The organism is Tissierella carlieri, assembly GCF_018917285.1.
In the GTDB taxonomy this organism is placed as follows: domain Bacteria; phylum Bacillota; class Clostridia; order Tissierellales; family Tissierellaceae; genus Tissierella; species Tissierella carlieri.
The window spans coordinates 1-24,357 of the sequence record NZ_JAHLOH010000019.1 but is presented as its reverse complement, the minus strand read 5'-3'; the positions used below and the strand labels follow the sequence as shown (position 1 = coordinate 24,357).

22 protein-coding genes are annotated in these 24,357 nt (G+C 30.3%); 19 read left to right on the top strand and 3 right to left on the bottom strand.

The features are described from left to right. Nucleotides 1-32 precede the first annotated feature (32 nt). From KQI38_RS04425 to KQI38_RS04395, 7 genes are all read left to right on the top strand, one after another. Nucleotides 33-1,775: an ABC transporter ATP-binding protein gene (locus tag KQI38_RS04425; RefSeq protein ID WP_216556346.1), complete on the top strand. Its 1,743-nt coding sequence runs from the start codon at nucleotides 33-35 to the stop codon at nucleotides 1,773-1,775. Beyond that, nucleotides 1,765-3,585, top strand: coding sequence for an ABC transporter ATP-binding protein (locus tag KQI38_RS04420; protein ID WP_216556344.1), 1,821 nt, complete (start codon nucleotides 1,765-1,767; stop codon nucleotides 3,583-3,585). The genes KQI38_RS04425 and KQI38_RS04420 overlap by 11 nt, the downstream gene beginning before the upstream one ends. Before the next feature lie 32 nt (nucleotides 3,586-3,617). Then, on the top strand, nucleotides 3,618-3,809 hold the full coding sequence (locus KQI38_RS04415; RefSeq protein WP_216556341.1) for a hypothetical protein: 192 nt from the start codon (nucleotides 3,618-3,620) through the stop codon (nucleotides 3,807-3,809). Between the two features lie 141 nt (nucleotides 3,810-3,950). After that, on the top strand, nucleotides 3,951-4,865 hold the full coding sequence (locus KQI38_RS04410; protein WP_216556339.1) for a collagen-like domain-containing protein: 915 nt from the start codon (nucleotides 3,951-3,953) through the stop codon (nucleotides 4,863-4,865). A gap of 484 nt (nucleotides 4,866-5,349) precedes the next feature. Continuing rightward, nucleotides 5,350-6,177, top strand: coding sequence for a TraX family protein (locus KQI38_RS04405; RefSeq protein WP_216556337.1), 828 nt, complete (start codon nucleotides 5,350-5,352; stop codon nucleotides 6,175-6,177). Nucleotides 6,178-6,191: 14 nt separating this feature from the next. Beyond that, complete coding sequence (locus KQI38_RS04400) at nucleotides 6,192-6,878, top strand: response regulator transcription factor (RefSeq protein WP_216556335.1); 687 nt, start codon at nucleotides 6,192-6,194, stop codon at nucleotides 6,876-6,878. Further along, nucleotides 6,875-8,296 carry a HAMP domain-containing sensor histidine kinase gene (locus KQI38_RS04395; RefSeq protein ID WP_216556332.1) on the top strand — a complete coding sequence of 474 codons (1,422 nt, stop codon included), beginning with the start codon at nucleotides 6,875-6,877 and terminating at the stop codon, nucleotides 8,294-8,296. Before KQI38_RS04400 ends, KQI38_RS04395 begins: the two co-directional genes overlap by 4 nt. A 123-nt stretch (nucleotides 8,297-8,419) precedes the next feature. Here the strand turns inward: KQI38_RS04395 and KQI38_RS04390 are convergent, their stop codons facing one another. From KQI38_RS04390 to KQI38_RS04380, 3 genes are all read right to left on the bottom strand, one after another. After that, entirely contained in the window at nucleotides 8,420-8,623 is a 204-nt protein-coding gene (locus tag KQI38_RS04390; protein ID WP_216556329.1) for a helix-turn-helix transcriptional regulator, read from the bottom strand. A 1-nt stretch (nucleotide 8,624) separates the two neighbouring features. Continuing rightward, the gene (locus KQI38_RS04385; protein ID WP_216556326.1) at nucleotides 8,625-9,038 is read right to left on the bottom strand and encodes a hypothetical protein; all 414 of its coding nucleotides are present in this window, start codon (nucleotides 9,036-9,038) and stop codon (nucleotides 8,625-8,627) included. Between the two features lie 327 nt (nucleotides 9,039-9,365). Beyond that, complete coding sequence (locus tag KQI38_RS04380) at nucleotides 9,366-10,835, bottom strand: polysaccharide deacetylase family protein (protein ID WP_216556324.1); 1,470 nt, start codon at nucleotides 10,833-10,835, stop codon at nucleotides 9,366-9,368. A gap of 175 nt (nucleotides 10,836-11,010) precedes the next feature. Between KQI38_RS04380 and KQI38_RS04375 the strand changes: the two genes are divergently transcribed. From KQI38_RS04375 to KQI38_RS04320, 12 genes are all read left to right on the top strand, one after another. Then, nucleotides 11,011-11,385 carry a BlaI/MecI/CopY family transcriptional regulator gene (locus KQI38_RS04375; RefSeq protein WP_216556321.1) on the top strand — a complete coding sequence of 125 codons (375 nt, stop codon included), beginning with the start codon at nucleotides 11,011-11,013 and terminating at the stop codon, nucleotides 11,383-11,385. Continuing rightward, on the top strand, nucleotides 11,375-13,228 hold the full coding sequence (locus KQI38_RS04370) for a M56 family metallopeptidase (protein WP_246565599.1): 1,854 nt from the start codon (nucleotides 11,375-11,377) through the stop codon (nucleotides 13,226-13,228). Before KQI38_RS04375 ends, KQI38_RS04370 begins: the two co-directional genes overlap by 11 nt. Before the next feature lie 204 nt (nucleotides 13,229-13,432). Next, complete coding sequence (locus tag KQI38_RS04365) at nucleotides 13,433-13,873, top strand: MarR family winged helix-turn-helix transcriptional regulator (RefSeq protein ID WP_216556314.1); 441 nt, start codon at nucleotides 13,433-13,435, stop codon at nucleotides 13,871-13,873. Between the two features lie 23 nt (nucleotides 13,874-13,896). Then, nucleotides 13,897-16,143: an ABC transporter ATP-binding protein gene (locus KQI38_RS04360; protein ID WP_216556311.1), complete on the top strand. Its 2,247-nt coding sequence runs from the start codon at nucleotides 13,897-13,899 to the stop codon at nucleotides 16,141-16,143. After that, nucleotides 16,140-17,996 carry an ABC transporter ATP-binding protein gene (locus KQI38_RS04355; RefSeq protein WP_216556308.1) on the top strand — a complete coding sequence of 619 codons (1,857 nt, stop codon included), beginning with the start codon at nucleotides 16,140-16,142 and terminating at the stop codon, nucleotides 17,994-17,996. The genes KQI38_RS04360 and KQI38_RS04355 overlap by 4 nt, the downstream gene beginning before the upstream one ends. 80 nt (nucleotides 17,997-18,076) lie before the next feature. Continuing rightward, entirely contained in the window at nucleotides 18,077-18,268 is a 192-nt protein-coding gene (locus KQI38_RS04350) for a DUF6954 family protein (protein ID WP_216556305.1), read from the top strand. A gap of 71 nt (nucleotides 18,269-18,339) precedes the next feature. Then, entirely contained in the window at nucleotides 18,340-19,170 is an 831-nt protein-coding gene (locus KQI38_RS04345) for an ATP-grasp domain-containing protein (protein WP_216556302.1), read from the top strand. Nucleotides 19,171-19,383: 213 nt separating this feature from the next. Next, nucleotides 19,384-20,100, top strand: coding sequence for a response regulator transcription factor (locus KQI38_RS04340; RefSeq protein ID WP_246565581.1), 717 nt, complete (start codon nucleotides 19,384-19,386; stop codon nucleotides 20,098-20,100). Between the two features lie 4 nt (nucleotides 20,101-20,104). Continuing rightward, nucleotides 20,105-21,529 (top strand): HAMP domain-containing sensor histidine kinase, encoded by a 1,425-nt coding sequence (locus KQI38_RS04335; RefSeq protein WP_216556300.1) that lies wholly within the window; start codon nucleotides 20,105-20,107, stop codon nucleotides 21,527-21,529. 132 nt (nucleotides 21,530-21,661) lie between these two features. Beyond that, nucleotides 21,662-22,567 (top strand): ABC transporter ATP-binding protein, encoded by a 906-nt coding sequence (locus KQI38_RS04330; RefSeq protein WP_094901814.1) that lies wholly within the window; start codon nucleotides 21,662-21,664, stop codon nucleotides 22,565-22,567. Further along, on the top strand, nucleotides 22,567-23,313 hold the full coding sequence (locus KQI38_RS04325) for an ABC transporter permease (protein WP_216556297.1): 747 nt from the start codon (nucleotides 22,567-22,569) through the stop codon (nucleotides 23,311-23,313). Before KQI38_RS04330 ends, KQI38_RS04325 begins: the two co-directional genes overlap by 1 nt. 13 nt (nucleotides 23,314-23,326) lie before the next feature. Then, on the top strand, nucleotides 23,327-24,058 hold the full coding sequence (locus KQI38_RS04320; RefSeq protein ID WP_216556294.1) for an ABC transporter permease: 732 nt from the start codon (nucleotides 23,327-23,329) through the stop codon (nucleotides 24,056-24,058). Nucleotides 24,059-24,357 lie beyond the last annotated feature (299 nt).

The window sequence follows — 24,357 nt, the reverse complement described above, 5'->3', positions numbered from 1 at the left end:
GAATAAAGACTAGTTGGGGAGTGGCAATAGAGATGAATATAAGTTATTTAGGAAAGTATATAAAAAAATATAAAAAGCAATTTCTAATAGCTCTTACATTTATAATCCTTGAAACCACAGGAGACTTAATTCAACCTACTATTATGTCAAAGATAATTGATAATGGCGTAAAAAGAGGAGATATGAACTATGTTTTTAAATTAGGAGGATTGATGTTTTTTATGACTGCCTTAGGAGCTACTTTTGCAGTCATTAGAAATATTGTTTCCTCCAAAGTAAGTCAAAGTTTCGGAGCTGACCTTCGAGAGGACTTATATATTAAAATACAAGGATTTTCCTTTGATAATATAGATGGTTTTCAAGATGCTTCTTTAATTACTAGACTTACTAATGATGTAAATCAGATACAAAACTTTTCCCATGGTATGATGAGAATATTCGTAAAGGCTCCAGTTCTTGGAATAGGTTCTGTGATAATGGCATTTTTATTGAATCCTAAAATGGCTCTTATATTATTGGGAGTTGTTCCAATTGTTGTTATTATTATTTCATTAAATTTAAAGGTATCCTACCCAATATTTACCAAAATCCAAAAATCCTTGGATAGAGTCAATGGAGTGATGAGAGAATATCTAGCTGGGATTAGAGTCGTGAAGGCATTTAATAGATTTGAATATGAAAAAATTCGTTTTAGAAAGGTAAATGATGATTTGAAAGATATTACTCTCAAAGGTATGAGAGTAGTTGCAGTATTTAATCCTGTTGTGACTTTAGTGGTTAATATAGGAATTGTTCTAGTTCTATGGTTTGGAGGTCTGAGGGTAAATAGTGGACAAATGGAAGTTGGAAAGATAATGGCCTTTGTAAATTATATGACTCAAGTCCTATTTTCCCTTATAATGATGACAAGGATATTGAATATATTTATCAGGGCTAGAGCTTCTGCTGAGAGAATAGGAGAGGTATTTGAAGCAGAGAATACTATAACTGTTAAAGAAAATCCCATTATATTTAATAATGTAAAGGGAAGATTGGAATTTGAAAATGTATATTTTAAATATTATAGCTCTAGTAGATATGTATTAGAGGACATAAACTTTTTTATAAATCCAGGAGAAACTTTGGCAATTATTGGTTCAACTGGTTCAGGTAAATCTACTTTAATTAACTTGATACCAAGATTTTATGATGTAGATAAAGGAAAGATAAAAATTGATGGTATGGACGTAAAGGATATAGATATCTCCGATTTACGAGAGAAAGTTGGCATAGTTCCCCAAAAAGTTCTATTATTTACAGGTACCATAAAAGATAATATTAGATGGGGAGATGAAAATGCAACAATTGAAGATATAGAAAAGGTTGCAAAAATAGCTAATGCTCATGATTTTATTCTCTCCTTCAATGAAGGATATAATACTTACTTAGGGCAAGGTGGAGTAAATCTATCAGGAGGACAAAAGCAGAGAATATCAATAGCCAGAGCTCTTATAAAAAAGCCAAGTATATTGATTTTAGATGATAGTACATCAGCAGTAGATTTAATTACTGAGAGGAAGATAAGGCAAGGATTGAAGGAGTATCTAAAGGATACTACTACCATATTAATTGCTCAGAGAATAACATCTGTAATGGATGCAGATAAAATTCTTGTACTGGATAGAGGAAAGATAGTTGGTCAAGGAGCACATCAAGAACTTATGAGAAATTGTGAAGTATATAAAGATATTTATTATTCTCAATTAGGAAAGGGGGCAGAAGATTTTGGATCCTAGACAGAGAAGAACAGGCCCCGCAGGCATTGCAGGCCCTGCTAGAGTGTCTGCAGAAAAGGCAAAAGATATAAGTCATACCTTGAGTAGATTATGGAGTTTTTTCAAAGTGGAAAAGAAGGAGCTTTTTATAACTTTTTTATTAATACTTGCTTCTGGACTATTAGGTATATCTGTTCCTTTCTTAATAGGGAAGGCTATAGATGCTATATTTCCGGGAAAGTCCTTAGTAGAATTTGAAAACTTAAGATTTATTATATTGATATTATTATCTGTATATATACTGGATAATGTCCTTACATTCTTGCAAGAATATATTGTTGCAGGGATAGCCCAAAGAATTGTATATAATTTAAGGGAAAAATTATTTGAAAAGCTTCAGTCCTTGCCCATTAGGTTCTTCGATATCCATACTCATGGGGAGATTATGAGCAGATTAACTAATGATATTGACAATGTAAGTACTACTATATCTCAAACAACGGTGCAGCTTATGGTATCAGTAGTGAATATAATAGGTTCTTTAGTCATGATGATCTATTTAAGTCCCCTTATGACTATGGCTAGCTTAATAACTGTACCCATGGTATATTTTATGACTAAAGTGATTGCTAGTAAAACAAAGCTATTATTTAGAGAGCAACAAAAAACATTGGGTAGATTAAATGGGCATATTGAAGAATCAATAGCAGGGATTCACGTAGTAAAAGCCTTCAACAATGAAGAGAAAGTAATAGATGAATTTAAAGAACAAAATGATATTTTAAGAGATGTAGGAGTAAAGGCACAGATTTGGTCGGGATATATTATGCCCCTTATGAATGTAATAAATAATTTTGGATTTGGAGTTATAGCTATATTTGGAGGAGCATTAGCTGTAAAAGGAACTATTTCTGTAGGGGTTATAGCTAGTTTTATTTCTTATTCAAAGCAATTTACAAGACCATTAAATGAATTAGCAAATACATTTAATACATTACAATCAGGTATAGCAGGAGCTGAAAGAGTTTTTGAAATACTAGATGAAGAGGAAGAAAGGGAAGATTCTCCTAATGCAATAGTGGGAAAAGAAATAAGAGGAGAAGTAGAATTTAAAAATGTTGCATTTGAATATGAAAAGAACGAACCAGTTTTAAAAAATATATCTTTCCAAGTAGAGCCTGGAACCAATATCGCATTAGTGGGACCTACCGGTGCAGGAAAGACTACCATAGTCAATCTTTTAACTGGATTTTACGATATAGATAAAGGTGAGATATTAATAGATGGAGTGAATATTAAAGATTATCAAAAGGATACTTTAAGAAGAATATTCGGTATGGTGCTGCAAGATACTTATCTATTCTCGGGAACTATAAAGGAAAATATAAAATACGGGAAATTAGATGCTACAGATGAGGAGATAGAAAAGGCAGCGATACTCGCAAGAATTGATGATTTTATAAATAAACTGCCAAGTGGATATGAGACATATCTAAATGAAGGAGGAACCAATTTAAGCCAAGGACAAAGACAGCTATTGGCTATATCAAGGGCAATATTATCTAATCCTTCTATACTGATACTGGACGAAGCAACATCCTCTGTAGATACTAGAACAGAATTAAAAATTCAAGAGGCAATGGTAAAACTAATGGAGAATAGAACAACTTTTATTATTGCTCATAGACTTTCTACAATTAAAGATGCAGATATAATTATGGTAATAGACCATGGAGAGATAGTTGAAAAAGGTAGTCATGAAGAACTGCTAGAAAGAAAAGGATATTACTATAATTTATATCAAAGCCAATTTGCCAACGAGAGTATTTAATAAAACAATCTTATAAAGTTGTAAGAAGGAGTATGTTATTTAACATACTCCTTTATTTTACATTATTATGGATATTCATAAGTAATAGGCTAAATGCAACGAAAAATGATATTAAATCAATAAGAAATATAGTTGGTGTATCTTTCATAGAGATAATGAGTGCTGCAAAGATGGATATAAAAATCGAAAGAATAGAGATTTATATACTTGGATCACAAGTGTAATTCACAGATAAACTTTATGTCACATAGAAAAATAATTTAACATATATTGTTATTAAGATTGTAACAAATTGATTTTGTTTAGCTTTCAATCTCAATATAATCTTATGTCATGATAAAATAAGAGAGAGGGAGTATCTAATTATGTATTTTGAAGAAAATACGACTTTAAACAATCAATCGTCCTGCCATGAAAATATGGATATAGAATCAAGTTCCTATGTTATACCAAGGTCTTATAATAATTATCGTTCGAATCGTTCCAATATATATAGAAAACCTTGTCCGTGTAATAATTGGTTTTGGGCATGTTTACCGTGTACTTGTTGCCATTCAGGACCAACAGGTCCACAGGGGTCACAAGGGCCAGAAGGACCGCAGGGGCCACAAGGGTCACAAGGGCCAGAAGGACCGCAAGGACCAGCAGGACCACAAGGGCCAGTAGGACCACAGGGACCGCAGGGGGCACAAGGGCCAGCAGGACCACAGGGACCAGAAGGACCACAGGGGTCAGTAGGACCACAGGGACCAGTAGGACCACAAGGGCCAGAAGGGACACAGGGGCCAGTAGGACCACAGGGACCAGTGGGTCCACAGGGACCAATAGGGCCGCAGGGACCAACAGGACCAGCAGGATTGTCAGGAGGAATAATGGAGGCCTTAGTGAGCAGTTCAACAAGTCCTCAAATAATAATATCAGATGGAGACCCAATATTATTTAATTTTGAGTATTATTCAAATAATATTTCGTATAATTCTGCAACAGGTGAATTCACACTTTCTCCTAATAGAACATATTTAATAAACTGGTCCATTGCAATTGATGGAGTAGATGGAATCCAAACCCCTGTTTTTGCCCTTGAGATAGATGGATCGGAATATGGAGCTTTTGTAAGTCCAATAGTAACTGGAATTATTTCATCTTCGGCAATAATTGAAGTAGGTGCTGCTCCTTCTACCCTAAGGATTGTTAATTTCACTGGTGCCAGTGTCGGACTCTCAATAACAGGACCTCAGGCCAATATTACAATTACTGCATTTGATAATCCAATGCCGTAGATTTTACTCAATATAAGAAGCCTTCACTAACTTAATAGTGGAGGTTTTTTAAATTATGCCTGACATAAGAGTAAACTAGCAGTGATAGGATTCTAAGAGGTCCAATTTTAAATTAAAGTCCAAGACTATTTGAATTCATATTATTTCGAAAAACGCTTGATACAAGGTATATAATAATCAAGAATTAAAACTTTCTGCCCATTATTTTTATGGACTCCAAAACCTTCGTCAATATAGACCTCACATAAAAAATAATTTTTCTAATCAATAATATATCCATTTTCATTAATTCCTTTTTTCTATTTTTTATTTTAGAATTTGACTTAATTGAGTTTTAAGCAGATTGCCGAAATCTCTAATTTCGTGCAAGTTGCTTATACAGTGGCTAAAAAAGGATTCTTTAGAAGCATTTTTTATATAAACTTTATAAATTCTTTATAATTGGATGGTAGATTATATATAGAATTTATAAGGAGGAATTAAAATGACTTTAGAAAAAACTAAAAAAGGACTTACAGGATTTGAAATTAAATTTTTAGCTCTTATATTTATGTTACTTGATCATATTCATTATTTTTTTGAATTTACAGGTAAAGTTCCAGTTATATTTTCGTGGATTGGGAGATTGGCAGCAGGATTGTTTTTGTTTACAATGGTGGAAGGTTATACTCATACGTCGAATAAGAAAAAATACTTTACAAGAATATATTTAATGTCTGTCTTTATGGGAATTGTAAAATATTTAATTCAGATTTTTCCTCAGCTGCAAAGAGGGGATGGATTCTATCCTGCTAATGGTATATTTTCAACCTTTGTAATTTTAATTATTATGTTTATAGGAATAGACTGCATAAGAGAGAAAAAGTTGTTCAAAGGTATTGGCTTAATCTTATTACCATTTATAATAAGCTATAGTTTTTATTTCTTGCCAAAAGCAATGATGCCATATGCTTATTTACTAGTATCTACTCTTATTCCTTCTCCATTATTAGTTGAAGGAGGATTACATTTAATTATAGCGGGCATTATACTATATATATTTAGAGAAAACAGAAAACTGCAAGGTATATCTTATGGAATATTTGTATTAGCTTGGATGTTAGGTTTACCTCTAGCTTATATTAGACCCATTAGCTTAAAGCTTATGTTTACTGATTATTATGAGTGGATGAGTGCTTTTGCATTAATTTTTATATTTTTATATAATGGAGAAAAAGGCAAATCTATGAAGCATTTATTTTATATATTTTATCCTGCACATATATATATATTGTATACTCTGTCTTTCTTATTATATAAATTTATATATTAAAATTGGAGGCAATCATGGAAACAATTCTTATTATCGATGACGAACCAGATATTGTTATGGTAATAAAAGACGTATTGGAAAGTAATGGCTATAATGTATTAACTGCATATAATGGATTTGATGGAATTGAATTATCTAAAAAGAAGCCCGATTTAATAATCCTAGATATTATGATGCCTGATATAGATGGCTTTAACGTATGTAATGCAATTCGTGACAATGTGATTTGTCCCATTTTATTTTTATCCGCAAAAGATTCAGAAGCTGACAAAATAAAGGGTTTAGCTATCGGTGGAGATGATTATATAACAAAGCCTTTTAGTCTAAAAGAGCTGGTTATAAGAGTTAAGGCTCACCTAAGACGAGAAAAAAGATATGTGAATAAAGGACTTGAAAATTGTTTACAATTTAAAAACTTAAAGATAGATATAAAGGGAATGACTGTAAAAATTAATGATGAAGACTTAAATCTTACTAAAAAAGAGTTTGAAATAGTAGAACTCCTAGCTCTTTATCCAGGACAAGTTTTTTCAAAAGAACAAATATATGAAAGAGTCTGGGGATTTGATGGCATGGGATGCACCTCTACTGTTACAGAACATATCAAAAAGATTAGATCTAAAATCTCGGCTATTGAAGAAGATAATCAATATATAGCTACCGTTTGGGGTATTGGCTATAAATGGGATGTAAAATCATGAAAGATAAGAGTTTGAAATATCAATTTATAGTAGCTTTTATAAAGATAATTGTTTTAAGTCTTATCCTATCTATAATAAGCTTTATAATATGGTTTAAAACCTTTGATTATATTCAATACCCAGCTAATTATTACGAAAATCAATTGTCTAGGATTATCTATGAGATTAACGAAAAATATGAAGCTGTTTTAGATAAAAAATTTGAGGGCCAAATGAATAGAATCGTACCAAGTGAAGGAATATTATATCAAGTTTTAGATAATGAGGGGAATTTAATATATGGAAGTATTAAAAATCCTTTAATTAAAAATAAAAGAAAACTATATGAAAATTTAAATTCTGTTTTAAGATTGGGAAATAATAACTTTGCTAAAGTTGTACCTATTTTTAATAAGGATAATGATATTAAAGGTGCAATTATATTAAAATACCAGCTTAGGAGCACTCCAAAGATAAATAATTATTTACTATATAAATTGAATAATTTGATGATATTTATTCCCTTTTTATATATAGTGGTTTTTACAATATTTTACTCCAAAAAATTGGCTAAAAATCTAGTAAAACCTATTAATCTATTGATGGAAGGATCAGAAAAAATTAAGAATAAGGACTTAGATTTCTCTATAGATTATAAAGAAAATAATGAACTTGGAAGACTTTGTGATGCTTTTGAAGATATGAGGATTAATCTTAAAGATTCTTTAATAAAACAATGGGATTTAGAGGAGAAGAGACAAGAGAATATAGCAAATATTGCTCATGATTTAAAAACTCCCCTTACTATTATAAATACCTATTCAGAAGCATTAATAGATGGTGCCATTGAGGGAGATAAGTTTAAGGATTATATAGAAGTAATTAAAAGAAATAATGAAAGGGCTTTAGCCTTATTAGAGGATATGAATAAAATATCTAATATTGAAAATCCCAATTTTACTTTACAACCTATAGAGATTAATATTATAGAATTTTTAGAGTTAAAGGAAAAGGATTACAACCTATTATGCCAAGAAAAAGGAGTTTACTTTAAAGTAGATATTATAGATTTAAGAGAAAAAAGATTTATAGATAAATTTGATATTAAATCAATAGAGCAAGTATTAGATAATATTATGTCCAATAGCATTAGATATACAGAGAAGGGTGAGTCTATAAAGCTAAATATCTTATGTAAAGATGATAAAATAAAATTTTCCATCATGGATACTGGAAAGGGTTTTAGTAATGAAGATTTAAAAAATATTTTCAATAAATTTTATAGGGGAGATAAATCTCGTTCATTTACAACGGGACATTCTGGCTTAGGTATGTATATAGCCAAGACTATAGTAGAAAAACATGGTGGAAATATTAAAGCTGAGAATAATAACCCAAAGGGAGGAATTATTGAATTTGATATAAAGCCAATGCAATAATTACACCTATATCCTTATGAGGATATAGGTGTAATTATGATAATAGATCATGGGAGAATAGTGAAAAAAGGCAGTCGTGAGAAATTATTGAATAGAAAAGTATATATTGCTTATATGATAATTTTAGTCTACAAATTCAAATAACTTTTCTACAGTAACTCCAAATATCTTTGCAATATCCATAGCAAGTTTTAAGGAAGGGTTATATTTTCCGTTTTCTAAATGCACGATTGTTTCACGGCGAACACCAACTAATTCTGCAAGTTCACTTTGTTTCATATTTTTATTTTCTCTGTATTCTTTTAAATTGGTTTTTAAAGTGGGCATCTTAGAGTCCCTTCCTGTCAAAATGGTGAAATAAAACTGGTTTTAGACTGGTGATTATAAATAATAAAATTAACATAAATAATCCAATCATATCCCTAGAAAGATTTACTTCTTTGTACATCGGAGCTCCTACGAGAATCATTAATATTATTAGTCCTGTAATAGTAACATTTAAGCATATTTGATTTACTCTGCCTAATATTCTTTCTGCTGATTCATCAATCTTTTCCTCTTTTCTTATTAACCCAATAAGGCCATAAAATATTAATCCTATATAATAGAACTTTGAGATAATAGGTTCATATTGTTTGAAACCAAAATTTTCCCTGCTTACAACATATAAAATCAATATCCCAAGTATTAGCAATGATTTTAATGTGTATTGTGTGACTAAATTAATTTTTTTCTTTTCCATAATTATCTCCTCCATGTTATATATTTATAACCTCTATGTTATAAATATATAACATGGAGGGAAATTAGTCAAGGTTTTTATGTTATATATTTATAATATTTATAGATCTCCTCACAATAACAGAAAAGACTGTTAGAGTATACCCAAGGCTAAAGTCGTCCATTATTAACTGTCTCTATTATTAACCTTATAAACTCCATTACCATCTGATATCAAGGAAGATAAGTTCATAGATTGCTTTTATCCTAAAATATAAGAGAAGGGTTCAAGACCCTTCTCTGTGAAACTATAAAAGTAAATAATATAATGCCACTAATTATAAATACCTTATCTATTTTTATGAACATGATTATATGTTTTACCACTTTCCAATGTCTTACCTCTAGCTTCATATAATTCGCTAACTGTGACTAACTGGAATCCTCTATCTATTAATTCAGGGACAACTTTTTCTACTGCATTTGCAGTGCTTTCATAAAGATCATGCATTAGTATTATATCCCCATCAGTTACATTATCTAAGATACTTTTCACAACTCTATTTGTATCCCGGTACTTCCAGTCTAAGGTGTCTATTGACCAGAGGATCATTGGCATATCCAAAGTTGATTTCAGAGTGTCATCATAAGCTCCATAGGTTGGTCTCATTACTTTTGGTGTGATGGAAATAGTATCAAATATTATATCCTGTGTAGATTTTATTTGCCATTCCACATCTTTTGTTGATAGACTTGTTAATTTTTTATGGTTATAGGTATGATTACCAACTTCACTTCCTTCTGCAATCATTCTTTCTAGAATCTCTTTATTATGGGATACTCTATTTCCTAATACAAAGAATGTTCCCACTGAATTATATTTTTCTAAGGTATCCAATATAGGTATAGTAGTTTTCCCATTTGGTCCATCATCAAATGTAAGGGCTACCATTGGCTTCTCTGGATCAATTATCCTAGTTTCTTCCTCTATAATTTCTTTAGGCTTCTCAATGTCATTTTCCTCTACAATTGGATCTAATGGTTCCTCAACTAAATCTTCAAGTTCTTTTTTTAAAAAACCTCTTAAATCCCTATATGAGATCTCTACTTCTTGTTCCCCAAATGACCCTGCAAACAGCTCATATTTCTCGAAAAATAGGATTATGCTATTTTCTTGTACAACAAACTTATCTAAGTTGTCTTTAGCAGAAGCTAGTTTTTCTTTAAAGAGATCTGTTTCTATATACTCCTTATACTCTTCATCATCACTGAAATGATTAATAATTATTTCAGATAACATTGATAAATATTCACCTTTAAATATGTCATCTAATGAAACAAACTCTTCTTTTCCTAAATTGATTACAAAGGTTTGAATTGAATTATTAGGATGAGCATTGTAGCTCATACTCTCCATAATTGAAAACTTTAAGCTTACTATATCATCCTGTGTAATATACATGTCAAAATCTATATTTAACTCGGATTTCAACTTCCTATTGGAGATGTTATTCTCAACTTCTCTATAGAAATTGTCAATATAACCTTGTACCATATCTTTAATGGTACTATCGATTGAGTCTATACCAAATATAGGATAATGTGCAGCAAGTGAAGAATAGTCACCATATTCAATTATAGTTTCAACCTCACCTAAATCTTTTCTTTTTGTTCTTGTTATACTGGTTTGCAATGGAGTATCCATTTCTTCCTCTAGGATTAAATTATCCGAATAGATAGGAGCAGTATCTTTTTTAATATAGTTAATTAGGCTAATTGTAATAAATAGTAAAAGAATGAAACTTAATATTTTCTTCATTATGTCAACCCCCTCTATGTAGTAATATTATAGGGGAAATTGTCGAAGAGCGGTTTACAATTCAGTAACAAAATAGTTTACAATTCAGTAACATTTCAACTTATCTATATTGACAATTATAGGTTACAGGCGTAAACTATAATAAAGGTTACAAATGTAAACTGGAGGGGTGAAGATGATATCAAGAATAACTGATTCTGAAGCTGTAGTAATGCGTGTATTATGGGATGCAGGTCTGGAGCTCAATATTACCGATATAAGAAAGTCTCTTGAAGAAAGCACTGATTGGGAAAGTTCTACAATAAAAACTTTGCTTCGTAGACTTGTAAAAAAAGATGTAGTTCAAGCAACAAAAAGGGAAGTATTTTATTATAAGCCGTTAGTCACAGAGGAAGAATATAATGAATATACGACTCAAGATTTAATTGATAAATTATATAATGGTAGCGCAAAGAACTTAGTAGCATCTCTATTAGATAATAAAAAACTTAATAAAAAGGATATTGAAGAGTTACAGAAGATGTTTAAAGTAGGTGAAAATGATGAATGATGTACTTAGACTAATTCTATCTCTTTCTTTATCAGGAAGTATTTTAGCATTGATATTATTTGCAATTAAACCTTTTATAAAGAATAGGCTATCTAAGTCTATCCAATATTATGTTTGGATTGTAGTGGTATTTAGACTAATCTTACCATTTTCCCTTGAAGAAAGTATTATGAATAGGGTCTTCTACAATAAGAGTATACAAACACAATTACCTTCTAAAAAAGAAATACAATCAATTAGTAACGAAAGCTTTAAACAAAATAATTTCTTTGAGACTCCCAATGTAAAAGAGAATGTAAAAAGTGGAGTTTATAATTTTGATGCCGATCATAATAGAGACTTTAAGGACATGTTTCAGAGACTTAGTTATCATATATTTTACATATATCTATTAGGAGCAATAATTACTTTAACTATTAATACAATAGGTTATCTAAGATTTTTAAATCATCTAAAGCCAAAAAACAAAGATGCTACAGATGAAGAAAATCTACTATTAAATTCTTTAATTAATGGAAAAAATAAAATTCGTTTATTACGAAATCCATTAGTGAGTACTCCCATGCTTATCGGAATATTCAAACCAAGGATTATAATTCCAGATAGAGAATATAATGAAAAGCAGCTAAAGAATATATTGCTCCATGAACTTATCCATCTAAGACGTTTTGATATAATGATAAAATGGGTTATCATGATAGCTAAATCTATTCATTGGTTCAATCCAATGGTACACTTCATTGGAAAGGAAATTAATCATATATGTGAATTATCCTGTGATGAGGCTGTGATCAAGAATTTAAGCAATAAGGAAAAGCAAGAATATGGAGATACTCTGATTTCCATAGTATCTGAGATCCAAAGTTCCTCAGGAAGGCTACAAGCGACAATGAGTGAGGATAAAAACATGTTAAAGGATAGACTTATAGCCATTATGAACTATAATAAAAAGTCTAAAATGGTTATATTTATCTCAGGGATTTTACTTTTAGCTGTTATACTTGGAGGATTATATTTAGGTTCAGGAGTTAGAAAAGATAATTATAATCCTACTAGTAAAATAGAAGAAGAAACTATAACGACTAGTATCCCTACAAAACCGCCATCAATTATAATCACTAACGAAACAGACCTTGAAGCAATAGAAGTGTATACAATACTCAAGACGAAATGGAATGGTATGATTTATGATAGAGCTTCTTTCTATCAAGCAGCTTGGAGTAGTGAGCCAAGTATATTAACAGGTCTCCATAGATTAGTGCCAGAAGAAGAAATTACAGTTGATTTTGGAGATTCCAAACCTGATAATGTAGTAGTAAAGATGGCTTATTTAACAGAAAGTTATATAGAATCTCTATTGCCAATTGTGGATGTTTCTGTAAATCATCATACTAATGGGATTTATAAATTTAAAAATCCCCCTGCATCAGATAGTGATATAGGGACAACGGGTAGAGTATTTAGCATAGAAGCTACTTGGGGAGATAACATTTGTGAGTATGTATTTGCCTCAGATGGAAAGTTTGATAACAATCCAGCAGAAGTAAAATGGATACCAGTTAAACTTGACATGGAAAAATTAGAGGAATTACAAAAAGCTATAGATGATGGAGGGGAAAACAGTTATTTATCTATATCCTTAGAGTTTATAGATTCAATAGGGCATTCCAGTGAGGACGCTAATAGAATTAAAATAGAACATAATATTGATAACAAAGTTATAAGATATGAGTTTGAAGGTCATAATAAGTTCATAGAACTAAGGCTTGTGCAGCCAATTAAAAAAGGAATTGACGGAATATGGGCTGTTGAACTATATAAATTAGAACAAGTATCGGATTAAAAAAACCTCCTGTTTATGCGGGAGGTTTTGGTCATTGAGCTGATTTTAATTCATCACAAAAAATTGTATGAGATTAAGAATCTAATTAGTCGGCTAATATTAAAAAGATATATTTAATATGACAAAATACATATTGACAATTAAGGATTATAGTAGTATTATGAATAATATGCTTAGCCGACTAACTAAAATGGAGGTAGAGAAATGGAGAATATAGATAAAGATTCCTTATATTTTGCTTTCTTGGAAGTGTTGAGATTCCACCATATTCGTACTCACATGCTACTTGATGAAATAGGAATATATCCAGGGCAACCCCCTATGCTTTTTATATTAAGTAAAGAAGGCGGACAGAGCCAAAAAGAATTAGCAGATAAATTAAAAGTAGCTCCTGCTACCATAACGGTAATGCTGAAGAGGATGGAGAAGGCAAATTTAGTGGAGCGTAGACAAGATACAGATGATCAAAGAATATCTAGAGTTTATATTACCGAAAAAGGAAAAAAGATTTGTAAAAAAGCCAAAGATGTGATGTGGAACTTAGAAAAAGAATGTTTTGGAAGTTTTACAGTAGAGGAGAAAGTAATTCTAAGAAGATTATTATTGCAAGTTAGAGATAATCTTCAGGTAAGTAGTGAGAAATAATAAATTGGACTTAGGAGGGAAATATGTTAAAGTTATTTAAAGAATTTAAGCCATTTACTATATCCATAGTAATTATTATAGTGTTGCTTTTATTTCAAGCCAGTACTGAATTAGCTCTTCCTGACTATATGTCAAGTATAGTAAATGTAGGAATACAGCAAAGTGGAATAAAAGATGTAGCACCTGAAGTAATTAGGGCTTCAGAAATGGAAAAGATTAAAATATTTTTAAGTAATAATGAAAAAGTTTTTGTAGATAGTAGCTACAGACTTATAAACAAAGAAAATTTATCAGAAAAAGAATATAAGGATTATTTAGAGAAATATCCTGCTTTAGAAAAACAAGATTTATATATTTTAAATACGAAATCTAAGGAAGACATAGAGGAGATGAATTCCTTTTTAGGTAAATCAATGCTTATTATATGGGGAATTGAAAATGAAGCTCCTCAAGGAATCGCTGCAGAAAATAAAGAGAAGAATCCTTTTGCCAATCTTCCAGAGGGAACAGATCCTTTTATGGTATTAAAGAATTTACCAGAGGAACAGTTTGATGCTATGAAAAGTGATATTGAAGAACAATTTAAAAACCTACCAGAAACTATGATAAACCAATCCGCTATTAACTATGTTAAATCAGAGTATGAGGTTATAGGATTAAATATGAATAAGTTTCAATCTAATTATATTCTATATATAGGCGGAATAATGCTACTAATTGCACTTTTAAGCATGGTAGCATCCATAGGTGTTGGATTTATATCTGCTAGGGTATCTGCTAGTCTAGGCAGAAATTTACGGGATAAGGTATTTAGACAAGTAACTGCATTCTCCAATGGAGAATTTGATGATTTTTCAACTGCTTCATTGATAACCAGAAGTACAAATGATATACAGCAGGTACAAATGTTTAGTATGATGATGCTTAGGATAGTATTTTATGCTCCTATTCTAGGAGTAGGTGGAATTATAAGAGCTCTTAGAACAAATACCTCAATGGCTTGGATAATTGCAGTAGGAGTTATAGCTATCCTTACACTAGTTATAGTTCTCTTTACCATAGCTATGCCAAGATTTAAGAAGCTACAGAAGCTTGTAGATAAGGTTAATCTTGTAATGAGAGAATCACTCAATGGATTGATGGTAATTAGAGCTTTTAATACTCAAAGATTTGAAGAAAAGAAATTTGACAATGCAAATAATGATTTAACAAGGACTAATCTTTTTGTATCAAGGGTAATGACTATGATGATGCCTACTATGATGCTTATTATGAATGTCATTATGCTATTAATCATATGGGTAGGAGCACATGAAATAGATAATGGTGTAATACAAGTTGGAGATATGATGGCATTTATGCAATATACAATGCAGATAATCATGTCCTTCCTTATGATATCAATGATCTCAATAATACTTCCAAGAGCTTCCGTATCAGCACAGAGGATTTCAGAAGTATTGGATAAGGAGCTTACAATTAAAGATCCTATAAATTCTAAAGAATTGAATAAAGATATAAAGGGATTATTGGAGTTTAAGAATGTAAGTTTTAAATACCCTGGAGCAGAAGAATATGTTCTTAAAGATATATCTTTTGCGGCAAAACCTGGAGAAACTACAGCCTTTATTGGAAGTACAGGAAGTGGAAAGTCAACTCTTATAAATTTAATACCAAGATTTTATGATGTTACAGAGGGAGAGATTCTTCTTGATGGTATAGACATAAGAAATATAAAACTCCATGATTTAAGAGAAAGAATAGGATATGTTCCTCAAAAGGGTATTTTATTCACAGGAACTATAGAAAGTAATTTAAAATATGGTAGGAATGCTGGTGTTGATGATGAAAATGTCTTAAAGGCTATAGAAATATCACAGGCCAAAGAATTTATAGATGAAAAGGAGAATAAAATTTACTCTGAAATATCTCAAGGAGGAACTAATGTCTCTGGAGGTCAAAGACAAAGACTTTCAATTGCTAGAGCATTAGTTAAAAAACCAGAAATATTTATCTTTGATGATAGTTTTTCAGCTCTAGATTTTAAAACAGATGCTGCTTTAAGAAAGGCAATGGGTGAAGAAATTCAAGATAGAACTATACTAATAGTTGCACAGAGAATTAACACTATAATGAATGCTGAAAATATTGTAGTCTTAGATGAAGGAAGAATAGTTGGTATAGGAACTCACAGTGAACTTTTAAAGAATTGTGATGTTTATAGACAAATTGCCTTGTCCCAGCTATCAGAGGAGGAATTAGCAATATGAGTGAAAGAAATGTAAAAAATCAGAGGCGAGGAGGACCAATGGGTCATGGCCCAATGGGGGGAATGGGAGGTAGATTTGAAAAACCTAAGGATTTCAAAGGGACTTTCTCAAAGCTTCTTAACTATTTAAGACCCTATAAATTAAAACTAATTATAGTTATGATATTTGCTATTGGAAGTACTGCTTTTTCCATAGTAGGACCTAAAATACTTGGTAAGGCTACAACTGAAATATTTGAAGGAATTATATCAAAGATATCCGGAGTAGAAGGCGGAGGAATAGACTTTCAGTATATATTGAATATAATTCTACTTTTAATAGGGCTATATATAATATCTGCATTGTTTTCCTTTATACAAGGACTTATTGTTACAGGCGTAGCACAGAAGGTAAGTTATAATTTAAGGAAGGAAATATCTGAAAAGGTTAATAGACTCCCTCTTAAATATTTTGATGGTGTATCCCATGGTGATGTATTATCAAGGGTCACAAATGATGTAGATACAGTGAGCCAATCATTAAACCAAAGTATGAGTAATATAATAACTTCAGCTACTACTTTAGTTGGTATTCTTATTATGATGCTCTCTATATCTTGGCAAATGACTATTGCAGCTGTACTGATATTGCCTATTTCTATGATTTTGGTCATGACAGTAGTTAAGAAATCTCAAAAATACTTTAGAGCACAGCAAAAGTCTCTTGGTCAAGTTAATGGTCATATAGAAGAAGTTTATGGTGGTCATAATATAATGAAAGCTTTCAATGCAGAAGACGAAGTAATTGAAGAATTTAGTAAGATTAATGGAGAACTTTATAATTCTGCTTGGAAAGCACAATTTCTTTCTGGAATGATGATGCCAATTATGACTTTTATTGGGAATATAGGCTATGTAGCAGTTTCAATTCTAGGTGGATGGTATGCTATTAGAAAGACCATAGAAGTAGGAGATATACTTTCATTTATTCAGTATATAAGAAGTTTTACTCAGCCTATAGCACAGGTTGCACAAATATCCAATGTACTGCAATCTACAGTTGCTGCAGCAGAAAGAGTATTTGAGTTCTTAGGAGAAGATGAAGAAATTAAGGAATCAGAAGTACCTGTTAAACTAGAAGAAGTTGAGGGAAGCGTAACATTTGAGAATGTTAAGTTTGGATATAATGAAGACAAGATAATAATCAATAATTTCTCAGCAGATATAAAACCAGGACAGAAGGTTGCTATAGTAGGACCTACAGGAGCAGGTAAGACTACTATAGTTAAACTTCTAATGAGATTTTATGATTTAAATGAAGGTAGAATACTCATAGATGGTTATGATATAAATGATTTTACGAGAGAAGATCTAAGAGATAATTTTGGCATGGTTCTTCAAGATACATGGTTATTTAGCGGAAGCATAATGGATAATATAAGATATGGTAGATTAGATGCTACAGAGGATGAAGTAATAAGAGCTTCCAAATCTGCATATGCCCATAGATTTATACAGACTTTGCCAGATGGATATAATATGGTAATAAATGAAGAAGCTAATAATATATCTCAAGGACAAAAGCAACTTTTAACCATAGCAAGGGCAATCCTTTCAGATCCTAAGATTCTTATTTTAGATGAAGCAACTTCTTCTGTAGATACTAGGACAGAAGTATTGATACAGAAAGCTATGGAGAATCTTATGAAAGGAAGAACTAGCTTTATAATTGCCCATAGGCTTTCAACTATAAGAGATGCAGATTTGATACTTGTTATGAAAGATGGAGATATTGTAGAGCAAGGTAGCCATGAGGAGCTTTTACAAAAAAGTGGATTCTATGCAGAGCTTTATAATAGTCAGTTTGCAGCTTAAGAAATATTAAATAATAATCACTCTTTAAGGGTATAAATAATACTCTAAGAGTGATTATTTATTTTTAAGGAGTGATTATTATGTTAAAAGTAATAGGTCATATAGCATTTATAATCCTATTTTTATTTATATCATTCTTTGGAATAGGTCCTGTAATATTTGCAGATGGAACTATGAATGAGAGGATAATGAACTTATTAATTATAATATTAGCTTATGGCATATTGATATGGCTATATAGAATTTTTATTAGAAAGATGAGAAAAAAGTAATTATTGGATATTATTTATATTTTTCCAATAAAAAAATATTGCTAAAACCATCTTTTCGGAGTAAAATATTTTTGTCAAATATTAGAGAGGATGGTCTAATGAAATTAATCACATTTAACCCTTTTAGAACGATAGGCATTTCCAAAGTTACTTATATTAAACCTGAAAATATGTTCAAGGAAATAGAGAAGATAAAAGAAGCAGATTATATATTATTTCCTGAATACTGGCAAGTGAATACATTGGTCTATGGACTGAAAAAAAAGATATTTCCAAATATCAGCACATACCAACTTGGGCATAATAAGATTGAGACAACTAGGGCTTTACAAGCTATATTCCCTAAAAATGTACCTTATACACAAATATTAGGTAAGGACAATATAAATATAGAAACAATAGAGGAAGAATTTAGTTATCCATTAGTTGCTAAGGAAATAAAGAATTCTATGGGAAGAGGAGTTTTTCTTGTAGAAGATAGGAAACAACTTAGATATTATATAGATAATAATGAAATTTTATATATTCAGGAAAGACTTCCTATAGACAGAGATATTAGAATAGTCTATGTAGGAAATCAAGTAATAGGTTCCTATTGGAGAATTGCAGGAGAAGGCCAATTTCATAACAATATTGCAAAGGGTGCATCTTATGATTATGATAATGTGCCAGAAGAAGCAATTAAGTTAGTGGAGGATATAGCAAGGGAGTTAAACATAAACCATGCAGGGTTTGATGTAGCAGTAGTTGATGATAGATTATATGTATTGGAATACAATGTAATGTTTGGTAATGAAGGTCTAAGAAATATAGGTGTAGAGGTAGAAAAATATATTCAAGAATATATAAACAATGACCCGGATTTTACACCAAGCAATCCAACATTCCCAAGAGCTTCTTAAAATAGAAATCATTTTAAGGACTTTTTAGAAGGATGTATATTATAGATGCTTTAGATTAAAATATTCAATAATTCATTTAAAGCCTGATAGGGAAATACTCTATCAGATTTTTTGTGCTTTTATTTAAGGTTTTAATAATATATACTGAAGATATAAACTCTGTTTTATATAACTATATTTTAAAATATATTTGTATTAGAAAGGATAATTGAATTGATTGGAATAAATTCTTTAGGAACAGAAAAAATACTTTTAGTAGATGATGAGAAGGATATATTAGATTTGTTAGAGACAACATTGATTAAAGAGGGATTTAAAGAGATATACAAATCTTTATCTGGATATGAGGGCATTGAACTGTGTAAAAAAATAAATCCAGATATAATCGTTCTAGATATAATGCTTCCAGATATTGATGGATTTCAAGTATGCCAATCTTTAAGAGAGATCACTTTATGCCCAATATTATTTTTATCCGCAAAAAATGATGATATAGATAAATTATTGGGTTTAAGTTTGGGTGGAGATGATTATATTACTAAACCATTTAGCCCTAAAGAAGTAGCCTATAGAATAAAGGCACAACTTAGACGGAAAGCATATTTAAATACTATAGAAAATAATATAATTGAATTTGGGCAAATATCCATAAATGAAGGAAAAAAAGAAGTATCAAAAAATGGGCAGGTTTTGTCCTTAACAGCAAAAGAATATCAACTTTTATTATATTTGGCAAAATATCCAAACCATATATTAAGTAAAAAGACTTTATATGAAGCCATATGGGAAGAACCCTACTTCGGTGATGACAATACTATTATGGTCCATATAAGAAAAATAAGAGAAAAAGTTGAAGATATTCCCAGCTCTCCTAAGTATTTATTAACTATAAAAGGACTTGGATACAAATTAAATACTAAGGAGGTATAGGTGGATGAACTGGAAAATAACCTTACGCTTTATCATAACCATAACTATTGTCAATATGATGGTTCTCTTGCTAGTTTTCTCCTCCTTAAATTATTTTTTATATGGACAATATACGCTTTCTAGAAATGCTAGGGATACCAATGAAATCTACTCAACTCCCATGGGAGCAGAAGAATTTGCTTCAGATTTCTTACAATTCATAGAATTTAAAGATGATAATCCTAATGTATCAGAAGAAGGAATTGAAATATTAAAAAAGAATAATGGATGGGTGCAAATACTGGATAACAATGGATATGAAGTATACAGTGATCTTAAACCTGATAATGCTCCTACACACTATTCTCCTGTGGAGATTGTACATGCTTATAAATATAATGGTGTTATAGGAGATTCCAGTATTTTTATAGGCATGATTAAGAATAATGATTTAAAATATAGTTATATAATAGGGCTGCCATATGATTTAGTAGCAAGATATATAATCTATTTTAATTTTTCTAAGATATTTAAATCATATAAACAAGCAATATTTGTAACATTATTTAGTACTTTATTCATAACTATTTTAATAAGTTATTTATTTGGTCGAAAGCTTACAAATCCTTTATTTAAAATAATTAATGGCATTAAAATTTTAGCTAGTGGGGATTATAATGTTTACTATCCTGAAAAAGGCATATATAAGGATATTTGTTCTAGCATAAATAATCTCAGTCTCAAACTAAAAGAAAATAAAATGGAAAAAGAAAATCTAAATAAGATACGAGAAAACTGGATAGAAAATTTTTGTCATGATGTAAAGACTCCTCTTTCATCTATTAAGGGTTATGGAGAAATATTATTAGATGATAATTATATGTCTTCTAATGAGGAAAAGGATAATTATTTGAAAATAATATTAGAGAAAACAGATTATATAGAGAATTTATTAAATGATTTAAAACTAACCTATAAACTGCAAAATAGTTTAATTCCTTTAAAAAGGCAAAAAGTTAATTTAAATGATTTTATGGTAGAAATTATTGTTAATATTTTAAACCATCCATTATATGAGAATAGGAAAGTAAATTTTTCTTATAAAGAAAATCCTGTTTTCATCGACTTAGATACCCATCTTTTTTCTAGGGCAATAAATAATCTAGTATATAATGCACTAATACACAATACTAAAGATACTATTATTGATATATCGACTTCTAATGATAATGGAGTTTGCATTTTAATTGAGGATAATGGTATGGGTATACCTAAAGAAAAACTTGATCATCTATTTGATAGAAATTATAATGATAAACTTTTAAAAGAAAATAAAAAAGGTTCTGGACGAGGCATGATTATATCCAAAGAGATTATTGAAGCTCATGGAGGTACTATTCAAGTTACTAGCCAGCTAGGGCAAGGAACCAAAATAACTATAGTCTTATAAAATAAGTCTTATAAATTAAATAAGGCTTATTTTTTTATACAGATTTAAGGATTAATTAAGGAAGACTAAAAATATACTTAAGGTCCGAATGATAGAGTTGAATTAACAAAAAAATAAAAAGGGGTTTTAAGTATGAATGAATATGTTATAGAAACGAAAAATTTAACGAAACAATTTAGTAATTTTACCGCCGTTAATAAAATTAATTTGAAAGTAGAAAAAGGGCAGATTTATGGATTTTTAGGACCTAACGGTGCTGGAAAATCTACTACAATAAGAATGCTTCTAGGACTTATAAAGCCCACTGAAGGAAAATCCTATTTATTTGGTAAACCTATGGAGAGTCATTCTATAAATCTATTAAGAAAAGTGGGATCTATGGTAGAATCTCCATCTTACTATGGCAATTTAACTGCTAAAGAAAATCTAGAAATAACTAGAAAAATATTAGATGCAGATAAAAAAGAGATAGATAAGGTACTAAAAATTGTAGATTTAACGAAATGGAAAAATGAAAGAGTCAAGAAGTTCTCTTTAGGAATGAAACAAAGACTTGGAATAGCTCAAGCACTGTTGGGAAATAAGGAATTATTGATATTAGATGAGCCTACCAATGGGCTAGATCCTTCTGGAATACATGAGATAAGAGATTTAATAATTAGTCTTCCGGAAATGCTGGGGGTAACTGTACTAATATCCAGTCATATTTTAAGTGAAGTAGAGTTAATGGCTACACAAGTAGGAATTATTAATAAAGGAGAACTCCTTTTTGAAGGACCTCTTAGAGAACTTAAAAATAAAAATCAGTCTGAAATATGTATAGGAGTTTCTCCTATATCAGAGGCAGAAAGGTATCTATTAGATAAAAATTATGAAGTAGATAAAAAGAATGATAGATTATTCTTGAAAAAAGAAGACTTAAATCCTGGGCTGATCAATAAAGAATTAGTTTTTCAAGGCTTTGAAGTTTCACATATTAGTGAAGAAAATAAAAGTTTAGAGAATATTTTCTTAGAGTTAACAGGAGGAATAAAATAATGAAAGTTTTTCTATCCAGTATTAAAAATGAATTTCTCAAGCAGAAAAGAGGATTTACATGGAGCATAGCTGTATTGCTTTCTTTGGGTACTAGTTTTTTGGCTTTTGTAGATGTTTATTTAAGATATGACTATCTTATAAAAAAACAGGTTCTTTTAGACACATGGGAAATCTTATTATTAGAAAATCATTTATCAGCTCTTTGGTTTATTACTTTTCCATTGGCCATTACAACAATATGCTCACTATTATATTATGTAGACTATAAAGATGGAGGTCTAAAATATACTTTAACTTTGCCTATTGGCAAGAATAAATTATATTTTTCTAAATGGATTACTGTAGTAATCTTTAGTATCCTTATGATTATATTAAATATTTTAGGGCTAATACTTGTGGGAAAAATATTAAATTTTCCTGACTCCTTAGATATATATTTATTTTTTAAATATGGCATATATCAATTTGTTGCTCTTCTAGGAGTAATCAGTTTACAACTTTGGTTAAGCTCTCGAACTAACAATATTATAGCTTCACTAGCTCAAGGTTTCGTGGGGATTATTGTATCTTTATTTTTAGCTCAATCTCAACTTATTGCAAGATTTATTCCCTATGCCCACATGCTTTACTCTATACCACTGAAAGGAGAAAATAATTCTATAGCAATACAAGGCGGTATAATTTTTGGGCTGCTATTTCTTTTTATTGGTGTGGTTAATTTTAAAAGAAAAGATATTTTGGAATAAAGGAGAAGATATAATGTTAAAAATGTTACAAATAGAAATATTAAAATTAAAACATTCAAAAGTTTTATGGATTGCCGCTTTGGCTCCTGCATTTGTAGTCTTTCAAGGGGCTTCTAACTTTTTAAGATATTATGACCTATTTACAGAAAAAGGCCAAAATATATGGAGCCAAATATATACACAAAGTGTTATTTTCTATTCCTTCCTATTACTGCCTATATTGATTACTTTGATTATGTCTATTATGGGAAAAGTAGAAAATGATAATGGGGGATGGAAATATGCTTTAACCCTTCCTGTTAAACGAAAGGATATGTATATAAGCAAGTTTATCTTAGGTAGCGGTATAGTTTTCATAAATATACTTGTTTTCATAGTAAGTGTATTAATAGCAGGAAAGATGGTGAAAGCCCCAGGGCCTATTCCCTATGATATGATTATTGGACAGCCTCTTTTATCCTATATAGTATCTTTTCCTATTATGATAATAATTTATATTATAAGTATAAGCTTCTCTCATGTAGGAGTACCATTAGGATTAGGAATAGGTCTTACTCTTCCTGCACTCCTTGTGGCTAATACTAAGTATTGGATATTTTACCCTTGGACCTATCCTGCAATGGCTACTTCTGGAGGAGGATTATTTGAATCAAGTATGCTTATTTATCCCTTCAGTATAGTATTATTTGTTATAGCTTTTGTAATAGGTTTATATAAATTTAAAACTAAGGATATACTTTCATAGATAATACAGTTCTCTTGTTCTAGAATTTTTAGACAAGAGAACTGTATTATTATGTTATACTTAGTGTAATACTATGTATTTTATGAGATAAAGTAATGTGAAGAAGATGAGTAAAGGTTATATAGTATAATATTGAAAAGATTAAAAATATTAGATATAATGAGACGAAAAAGATTATACGGCTCTGTAAACTAAATATGAAAAAATAGTACAATATCTTCATAGAATTGCTCTAAGTTTCTTTGGATTGCTCTAAATTTCGCTTTGCATATGATAAAGCTTCGTCTATGAAATCATCA